The sequence below is a fragment of the Candidatus Bathycorpusculum sp. genome, from assembly GCF_009778815.1.
GTDB classification, from domain to species: domain Archaea; phylum Thermoproteota; class Bathyarchaeia; order Bathyarchaeales; family Bathycorpusculaceae; genus Bathycorpusculum; species Bathycorpusculum hydrogenotrophicum.
Genome location: NZ_WRFL01000073.1, coordinates 1 through 10331 on the forward strand (window position 1 = coordinate 1; position 10331 = coordinate 10331).

The following is a 10331-nucleotide window of genomic DNA, read 5'->3' on the forward strand; positions in this document are numbered from 1 at the left end:
AAGAATAATTACGCCATAGTTACACCATATGCAACGATTCCTCATCTGACACGTAATGCCTTCAAAAGCTAAAAGCTCGGTAAAATAGCCTAACCTATGGCGTAAAAATGGAGAGTTCCGGTTTTTTAAAAAAAAGGGAGATTTTTCAATCTCTATGGATGATGTTTTCTTAGCACTAAGACTACCAGTGCAATGCATATTATGATTGCAACAAAGAGACCTGCAAATGCTGGCAGGAAGTATAGATCAGCTATACCTGTCTCAGGTGTTGGTTGTGGTGTTGTTGCTGTTGGGGGCTGATCTACTGCAAAGCTTGTTTCTGCATGTGATGGCCAATATCCGTTTGTGCCTGCAAATGTTGCAATAACTGCGTATTTACCTGGAATGTCGGGTGTCCACTGGAAACTGTACGCACCATTTTCGCCTGTTTGGGTAGTGCCGATTGTTCGATAATTATTGTTCTCATCGATTACACTGATAGTTACATCAACGCCTGCAAAGTTTTTCGGTAGCGGTTTTTGCTGATAGATGTAGCCCATCCACTCACTCATACTTGCATCGGATGCTACTGGAACACCATTGGGGAAGCGAACCGCTTGTTCGTTTTGTTTGGTGCCTGCTGAAATGTCGGTAACAGTACCCCTTATGACTAAACCTGATCCTAATGCAATGTTGACCATTGGTGCATCAACAGTAGTTGCACTAGGCCCGCGTCCCACACTATATACTTGGTTATCATAGCTGTTGGGAAATACTGCAAAGCCATCTGCAATTGCAAAACTCTGAGACGTAAAGGTATTGACATATGACGATAGAGTCCAGATTTCTTTTCCATTAGTTGCATTAATTGCTCTTGTTTGCGCGCCTTTGTAGATAGGAGTCTGCACTGTATGCTCAGTTGTATAGATATAGACTGTGTCGTCGCCAACTGCACCTATGACTCCTGGATAGGAACCTTGTCCCACTTCGAAGCCTGCATTTGTACTGTTGCCTACTCCACCATTACCATAGGTCCAAAGCAACGTACCATTTTTGGAGTCATAGCAATAGAGTACTCCGCTGTAGCCAATGCTGTAGATTTTGCCATATGCTCCTTGAGCACCGATGTTTGCTGTACCTGCGTTACCATAATAGTCCAGAGCGGCTTGCGAAGCGGTTGGACCCCATAGCTTTTCACCTGTATTCATGCTGTATCCAACAAATTGTCTGGTTTCCTTATGTGCTTCAACAAATACTCGATTAGTTGATTCTACGGGTCCTTGATTGACTGTAACGTTGCCAGCGGGAGGATTATAGGTCTTTTTCCATAAAAGATTACCAACTGTATCTTGTTTAAGACTGAGAGCGAAGTACGTATATGGCGCTTGTGAGGAATATGTGGGTAATGATCCACTTCTAAAGATAATTATGTCATCTCTAAGTGCCACAACTGATGCTACGGTTCCAGAAATTTGGTTGTTTAGTTGGGCTACTGAGACGTTCCAGTCATAGCGGTTTGTTGCACCTGTGGATATGCTTGCGTCAATAGTTCCTACTGCGGTTGGTACCCATTGTACGGCTGATCCCGCTGGAAAGTCTGTTGAAAACCCGTTTCCAGTCCATAATTTCGATGAGTTCCATTGAGCTAGGTACCAATTTGGATTCGCGGCAGTTCCCAAGTTTGTCAATACTAGTCTGAGTTGTTCACCTTGTGGTCCAGCAACTATTGTTCCTGAGGGGATGTTTGTGACGTTAAATAACCAATTACCTGTATCTGCGTCGTATGCTTGCCATCTACTAGATGCGTCGCTTGCAAAGAGAATTGGTGGATAAACGCCGTATTGTTGTGGGTTGCGTAAGTCATAGAGGTAGGCAAAGGATATTGCGGGTACATCAGATCTTGACCAGATAACCTCACCGGTTCTTATATCTACACATTTTGTTGGTCCTATGGGACTCAATGAGCTGGCAAAACTATCTTTAGAGTTTATGGATAGAGGTTCGGTGTAGTAGAGTTTTCCATTTACGACTATTGGATTGGAGAGTCTTTGGATGTATGCTGAGCCATCAAAGAATGATTCGCCTTCAACTTCATAGTTGTTTCCACCAACAATACCCCCGCTTTGGAATGGTTTAGTCCACATTATATGCGACGTTTGTGGGCCTATCGCATCACCGGGATATCTTTGGAAATTGGTGGTTGAAACACCGCTAAGAGTGCCCGATCCAACCCAAGCACCAATGGCTGAGCCCATACCTAACCAATTTGATGATATTGTCCACCAAAAAGGGTTTTCGCCATAGATGGGTCGTGTCCAGTATTCAGTTGGAAGGGGATAACTACCAACCATACCTGGTATTGGTTCTTGTTGAACGACAAGTGTGGTTCGTGCAGAGCTTGGATTATAGGTGTCATTGACAAAGGCAGAATTGGGATTGTATTGGCCGGAGTATTGGTTTACTGCTTGTCCAGGGAAAGTGAATATGAACGTGTACTCGCCTGTTTCTTGTGGGGTATATTGGTAACCTTGTGCTGATGTTGAATCGTTAATTATGTCAAAAATTTTTGTTTCAGTTGTATTGTCTGGTTTTATGATGGTTAGATTGTAGTTGTGAAACCGGTAATTGTTTACAAGCGCTGCGCCATCAAACAGTTTGTCTAGAAACATAAGGACGTTAACTGTTTGTCCGACGCCTATGGGGTTGGGTGAGACGTGGATGTAGGCAAACGTTGGGATTTCCCAGGCAGGTGTATGCGACTGAGCTGGTAAAGCAAACATTGGGATAGCAAGAACTAACAGTAGTATAGTTGTTATCAACCCAATTTTTATTTTCTTAAACTTTGTTTCTGTTGCCATATTTCTTATTTCCTTTATTATAATATAGAATTGGGTATGAGTGAACGATTTTTAAATTTTTTCTAAATATGGGGTTCCAAATGTGTGCTAAACAGTAAATCTGGCCTAACTGCACTAGACAATGTCCATTTCACAACTGATAGTTGCTTCCCGATTTTACACAACACAAAACACTTCCCAAGAGTGTTGTCTATCATATCAGGGTCAAATATTGGCGTGTAAAATATCAACAGTACTACCGATGGAGATTCCAATTTAGACGGTTTGAAAGTTGCGCAGTCTCTTTTTAGCCATTTGTAAGGCTATGCTATAAATTTATGGTCATTTAGCGTGAAGAGTTGAGTGATTCTGGCCATATTTTCCGAAATTACCTATTTTTCTTGTGCAAAACTATTAATACGGCCGTAAAAATTTTTATCGAAGGGAAATTAATATGGCACAACAAAAAATTATTATAATCGGTGCGGCTGGACGAGATTTTCATAATTTTAACACCTTTTTTCGGAATAATTCTGATTATAAGGTAGTCGCGTTTACTGCCGCGCAAATCCCAGACATAGCAAATCGTAAATATCCTGCAGAACTCGCTGGTAGTCTCTACCCTGAAGGTATCCCTATCTATGCTCAAGAAGACCTTCAGAGACTTATCAAAGATCTTGATGCTGATGAATGCGTATTTTCATACAGTGATGTTCCCTACTCTGTGGTCATGAGTATCGGCGCTCAAGTTAATGCTGCAGGTGCAGATTTTTCTATGATGGGTCCTAAACATACCATGATTAAAAGTACCAAACCTGTCATCGCAGTAGGTGCAGTTCGCACAGGTTGTGGCAAAAGCCAAACTTCCAGACGCATAACCGAGGTACTGATGGCCCATGGCTTAAAAGTAATCGCTGTTCGCCACCCCATGCCGTATGGTGATTTGGTTGCACAAAAAGTACAGCGCTTTGCTAGCATTGCGGATCTAAAAAAACACAACTGCACCATCGAAGAGATGGAAGAATACGAACCCCACATCTCCCGAGGCAATGTGATTTATGCAGGTGTGGATTATGAGGCAATTTTACGAGCCGCAGAAAACGACCCAAATGGCTGTGATGTTATTCTCTGGGATGGCGGCAACAACGACTTTCCCTTCTTCCGCCCTGACCTGATGGTCGCAGTAGTCGACCCCCTCCGGCCCGGACATGAACTGTCCTACTATCCCGGCGAAGTGACTCTGCGCTTAGCTGATGTCGTAGTGATTAACAAAATTGATAGTGCTGATTTTGATAGTATACTCTCCGTTCGAAGCAATATTGAGCGTGTGAACCCCAAAGCCACCGTAGTCGATGCTGCATCCACCATAAGTGTCGATAAACCTGAAGTTATCAAAGGTAAACGAGTGCTTGTGATCGAAGACGGCCCAACTCTAACCCATGGTGAGATGAAAATCGGTGCAGGTATTGTAGCCGCTCGCCGCTTTGGTGCCGCTGAAATCATCGATCCCCGACCATATGCAGTGGGCAGACTAGCTGAAACCTATCGCATCTACCCCAACATCGGCAAATTACTCCCTGCTATGGGCTATGGCGAACAACAAATGAATGACCTAGCAGCTACCATCGAGCGAACCGAATGCGACTCCGTAGTCATTGCCACACCAATCGACTTGGCAAGAATCATCAAAATCAACAAACCCAACACACGCGTAACATACAACCTCCAAGAAATCGGCAACCCAAACATGGAAGACGTCTTAGCCAACTTTATAAAAAAAATCAAAGGCTAAACTCAACCACACTTCACAAGACCGGTACAAACATACCGGTTTATGTGACCTGTGAACCAACTTTTCCTTCCAAATAATCTGATTTGCCCGGTGCTATACAACTCTTTTTTGATTCTGTATCAAGTGTACCAACCGATGTTGACCAAAAGCAGTTTTAGGTTTTATCATCACAACTATCTCTGATAGGGTGTATACTTGATGTGTTTTTTGTATCTCTGCAAGATTACCGCTGTTTATGAGGTGTTAATTGAATAAACAAGTGCTATGGATGTTGCTTCAACAATTATTATTGAAAGTAGCCTCCATAGATGCGGTGGATTTGAACTGATGGTTAAAGCCTAGACCTAGTTGCATGCACAAATTTACACAAATTAATCGAAACATATAAAGTGCAAGATGGGCCTTCCCCCGCGGAAGTCAAAAGAGCACTCGATGCAAGAGACTCAAAGCATGCGCTGAAACCAAAGCCATCGAAAACTCAAAGACGCTTAGCAGCCGTTGAGATCACGCTAAACAGTGCCATCATGGGCTGCTCTCTTTACTCTCAATAAACCGTAAGACTTAAAAATTTAAACTGAATGGTGAAATAGGGCTTTGGTTCCTCAATATAGTACGCTCAACAACAATATAAAAAATAAAAAAGCGGTTCTGCTTCTCGAAGACGGTACGTTATTCACCGGGAAAGGATTTGGTTCAACAACAAAAGCCTCAGGCGAAGTGGTTTTCTCTACCCAGATGGTAGGGTACCCTGAAGCTTTAACGGATCCGTCCTATAAGGGGCAAATCTTAACTTTTACATATCCCATGGTCGGCAACTATGGTGTTCCTGACAAAAAAATCGATATGGGATTGCCACTCTATTTCGAATCTGATCGCATTCAAACCCAAGGTGTGGTCATTCATGAACTCTGCCAAGAACCCTTCCACTGGGCATCCACCCGCACCCTTGATAAATGGCTCGCAGACGAGGGTGTACCGGGTATCTATGGCATAGATACAAGACGCCTCACCAAAAAACTACGCAACCACGGGGTAATGCTGGGTATTGTACAGGTGTTTGAACCAGGCGAAGAACCTGACCTAGACAACTTTAAAATAAACAACCAAAACATAACTGACCCCAACCTAACAAACCTCGTCAAAGAGGTTTCAGTCAAAGAACCCATTACCTACTCTGTTGAGGGTACAAAAACCGTGGTACTTATCGACTGTGGAGTCAAATACAGCATCATAAGATGTCTACTCAACCGCGGCATAACCGTAGTACGTGTTCCCTATGATACCCCAGCAGAACAAATCTTAAGCTACAACCCTGATGGCGTATTCATAAGCAACGGTCCAGGCGACCCCAAAAAATGCACCCAAACCATCAAAACAGTTGAAGAACTCAGCGAAAAAACTCCCATTATGGGTATCTGTCTTGGTGCACAAATCCTAGGCTTGGCTCTAGGTGCTGATACCTACAAACTCAAATTCGGCCACCGTGCCCAAAACCAACCTGTACGCGACCAAACCAACAGTCGATGCTACATCACCACCCAAAACCACGGCTATGCCATAAACCCCGGCTCACTCAAAAACACACCCCTCGAACCCTGGTTTATCAACCCAAACGACAAAACCATCGAGGGCATATGCCACAAAACCAAACCCGTATCTGCAGTACAGTGGCACCCCGAAGCCTCACCAGGTCCCTATGAAACTGAATTTTTATTTGATAAATTCGCAAAAACTCTGGAGAAACCCTAAATGCCAAAGTTCGACTGGATAAAAAAAGTTATGGTCCTAGGTAGCGGCGCTATCAAAATCGGCGAAGCCGCAGAATTCGATTACAGCGGTAGCCAATGCATAAAAGCCCTGCAAGAAGAAGGTATCCAAACTGTCCTCATAAATCCCAACATTGCCACCATCCAAACCGACCCCCGCCTAAGTGGCAATGTCTATCTCCTCCCCGTCACACCCCACTACGTCGAAAAAGTCATTGCAAAAGAACGCCCAGACGGCATCCTCCTAGGCTTTGGCGGCCAAACCGCCCTTAACTGTGGCTTAGAACTTGAAAAAAGCGGCATTCTCCAAAAATACAACGTCAAAGTCTTAGGCACACCTGTCAAAGCAATCGAAGACACCGGCGACCGCGAAAGATTCCGCCAAGCCATGCAAAAAGCCGGCGTACCCTACCTCAAAAGCCAAGCCGCCACCAGTGTCAAACAGGCTCTAGATATAGCCGATGAAATCGGTTACCCTGTTATGATCCGCGTCGCATACACCCTGGGCGGCAAAGGCGCAGGCGTTGCCCATAACCAAAAAGAACTCAAAGAAATTGCCACCATAGGCATCGCACAAAGTCGCATAAACCAAGTTCTCATAGAAGAATACGTTGGCCACTGGAAAGAAGTCGAATACGAAGTCATGCGTGACTATGCCGACAACTGTCTAACCGTTTGCAACATGGAAAACTTTGACCCCATGGGCATCCACACCGGCGACAGCATCGTTGTATCACCCTCCCAAACCATGACTAATCGAGAATACCACACCATCCGATCCATATCCATAACAGCTATTCGCGCCCTAGGCATCGTGGGCGAATGCAACATACAATGGGCCCTAAACACCAAATCCGAAGAATGCCGCGTCATAGAAGTCAACAGCCGCATGTCTCGTAGCAGCGCCCTTGCCAGCAAAGTTACCGGTTATCCACTCGCATACATAGCCACCAAACTCACCATAGGCTACAACCTCTCCGAATTAATCAACAAAGTCACTGAAGTCACAACCGCCTGCTTCGAACCAGCCCTTGACTACATCACCATCAAAATCCCAAGATGGGACCTCCAAAAATTCAAAAACGCCGACCGCCATGTCGGACCACAAATGCGTAGCGTCGGCGAAGTCATGGCCATCGGCAGATGCTTTGAAGAAGCCCTCCAAAAAGCCGTCCGCATGCTAGACACCGGAAAAATCGGGTTAGTCTGCAACCCCGAAGACGAAGAGACCGAAACAGAAGCCCACCTGCGCAACGAAGTCGCCAACCCAACCGATGAGCGTCTCTACAAACTAGTTAAAGCCCTAAAAATCGGCATACCCGTCATGGAGATCTATCGCATAAGCGGTATAGATCCCTTCTTTATTCACAAAATCCAAAACATCATCAATATGGAAACCCAACTCAAAAACCTCAACCTAAACGAAACACATGCCACAGAAATCATCCGCGAAGCCAAACGCATCGGCTTTAGCGACCAACAGATCGCAATATGCCAAAAAACTGACGAAACAACCATCCGCACTTATCGTAAAAATGCCGGCATCACCCCAGTTGTAAAACAGATCGATACCCTAGCTGCAGAGTGGCCAGCCAAAACTAACTATCTCTACCTCACCTACGGCGGAGATCAAGATGACATAGAATTCACCCAAACCCCAAAGAAGGTTATAGTTTTAGGTGCTGGAGTCTTTCGCATCGGAAGTAGCGTCGAATTTGACTGGTGCGGAGTAAACACCGTTTGGGCCCTCAAAAAGAATGGCATCCAAGAAGCTATCATGGTCAACTATAACCCCGAAACCGTCAGCACTGACTACGACGTATCAGACAAACTCTACTTTGAAGAACTCACAACTGAACGCATCCTTGACATCTACGAAAAAGAAAACCCTCTAGGCATCATCACAAGTGTCGGTGGACAAATTCCCAATAACCTCTCTCTGCCTCTTTCAGAAGCAGGCGTTAAACTACTTGGGACCTCAGCACAAGACGTTGACGTAGCTGAGGATCGAAGTAAATTCAGTGCTTTGCTTGATCAACTCGGTATCCACCAGCCCAGCTGGAGTAAGCTCCAAAGCATCCAGGAAGCCAAACAATTCGCAACAAAAATCGGTTATCCAGTATTGGTACGCCCAAGCTATGTGCTATCCGGCTCAGCTATGCGTGTTGCCCACAACGAAGAGTCCCTGGAGAACTTTCTTAAATTAGCCGCCAAAGTATCCCGTGACCACCCCGTGGTCATTAGCAAATTTATCAACCGCGCTAAAGAAGTCGAAGTTGACGGCGTCTCAGACGGCGAAAATGTTTTCATCGGCGCCATCATGGAACACGTCGAAAACGCCGGTGTACACAGCGGCGATGCAACCATGACTATACCCCCCCAAGCACTAAAACCTGAAGTACAAAAAGACATCGAAGACGCAACCATACGCATCGTTAAAGCACTTAACATCCATGGACCCTACAACATCCAATACCTAGTCAAAGACGATGTTGTTAACGTCATCGAATGCAACCTTCGAGCCAGTCGTTCCATGCCATTTGTAAGCAAAACTCGTGGCATAAACCTTATCGAACTTGCTACCATGGCCATGTTGGGCAAAAAAATTAACCTCAAACTCTCCCCTATGCAAACCGCACCTCACGTAGGCGTTAAAGTGCCACAGTTTAGTTTTATGCGTCTCAGTGGTGCTGACCCAGTATTGGGCGTTGAAATGCTAAGCACCGGCGAAGTGGCATGTATAGGCGAAAACTTTTCCGATGCTTTCTTTAAGGCCCTTCAATCCGCCGAGTTTATGGTTCCCCCCAAAGGTGGATCTGTACTTATCAGCGTAGGTGGTGATGAAGAACGCAAAACACGCGTAGTTCCCATCGCAAAATCTCTTCTTGACATGGGCTTCAGAATTTATGCAACCGCTAACACCGCCAAAGTTCTCAACAAAAATGATGTAACCACTACAGTGTTGCACAAAGTTAGAGACCCCGAAGTTACCCCAAACATTCTCGATTATCTCCAAGAACGTAAAATCGATCTAGTCATAAACGTACCAATTGCAAACCACTGCTCAAATCTAACCGACATCATAACCGATGGTTACACTATCCGCCGTCAAGCAGTAGAATTCAACGTCCCCGTTATTACAAATCTACAACTAGCAGAAGCACTGGTTAAAGTACTTAAGCAAAAAGACAATAACGACGACAGCATCATCAGTCTCAACGAATATATGGATAAACTACCATGGAAACAATGGTAACCATATAGTGCCTTCGTTGTTCTCCAAAAGATATGTGGTGTAGTAATACACCGTTATATTTTTCTTTTAACTTAAAATCCTTTTTCCAGAAAGAATTAAGAGAGAAGTAGAATTGCTTTGGCTAAATCGCCATCGGCTTCTTTGAGTGCTTCCCGTGCTTTGTCAAGACTCTTGCCGGTTTGATCCGCTACGAGTTGCACATCTTCCTCGCTAAACATGGGTTTGGTCGGTGCTGTTGTGCCTCGAGCTGAGGGCGCCTGCTCACTAACTTGACCGCCGATAACCTGATACATTTTTTGACCCTGAACCTGAAGAATCGCAACTTCTGGCTCATCGATAACTATATCCTTGTCGGCTGTTCGGATGATAACCTGCTCCACATCAGACACGCTGTCCATATTCATGCCCATGCGTTGCATCATGCGTTTCTGCTCTCGAGGATTTATACGTTTATGCATAACTATTCCCTTACCACAAATATCTACGCTAGAACTTGATAAATTTAACTAGAGTATCGTGGCTTTTTTCTGTTCAAGGCGGTTGAGTGATGTTCAAAACTATGTATTCGTATCAACAGTATAGTGCTTTGACCGCATTATAAGTTAGGATATAGATGTTTTAGTTTACCTCTTGCTTGTTTTGTGGTAAAATGCCAATCTATCTGCTTACCCGAACCATTTCGATCTGCCGCCCAAACCGAC

5 protein-coding genes are annotated in these 10331 nt (G+C 44.6%); 3 read left to right on the top strand and 2 right to left on the bottom strand.

Translation table 11 applies throughout. The features are described 5' to 3' along the window. Positions 1–152: 152 nt before the first annotated feature. A complete protein-coding gene (locus tag FWF39_RS10675) occupies positions 153–2837 on the bottom strand; it encodes a PQQ-binding-like beta-propeller repeat protein (protein WP_343383426.1) in 2685 nt (894 codons plus the stop codon). A 433-nt stretch (positions 2838–3270) separates the two neighbouring features. On the opposite strand from FWF39_RS10675, the gene FWF39_RS10680 reads away from it, so the two are divergent. From FWF39_RS10680 to carB, 3 genes are all read left to right on the top strand, one after another. Then, positions 3271–4608 carry a cyclic 2,3-diphosphoglycerate synthase gene (locus tag FWF39_RS10680; RefSeq protein ID WP_343383427.1) on the top strand — a complete coding sequence of 446 codons (1338 nt, stop codon included), beginning with the start codon at positions 3271–3273 and terminating at the stop codon, positions 4606–4608. A gap of 594 nt (positions 4609–5202) precedes the next feature. Beyond that, entirely contained in the window at positions 5203–6357 is a 1155-nt protein-coding gene (carA, locus tag FWF39_RS10685) for a glutamine-hydrolyzing carbamoyl-phosphate synthase small subunit (RefSeq protein ID WP_343383428.1), read from the top strand. Beyond that, the gene (gene carB / locus FWF39_RS10690; protein WP_343383429.1) at positions 6358–9630 is read left to right on the top strand and encodes a carbamoyl-phosphate synthase (glutamine-hydrolyzing) large subunit; all 3273 of its coding nucleotides are present in this window, start codon (positions 6358–6360) and stop codon (positions 9628–9630) included. A 95-nt stretch (positions 9631–9725) separates the two neighbouring features. Here the strand turns inward: carB and FWF39_RS10695 are convergent, their stop codons facing one another. Continuing rightward, positions 9726–10088: a nascent polypeptide-associated complex protein gene (locus FWF39_RS10695; protein WP_343383430.1), complete on the bottom strand. Its 363-nt coding sequence runs from the start codon at positions 10086–10088 to the stop codon at positions 9726–9728. Positions 10089–10331 lie beyond the last annotated feature (243 nt).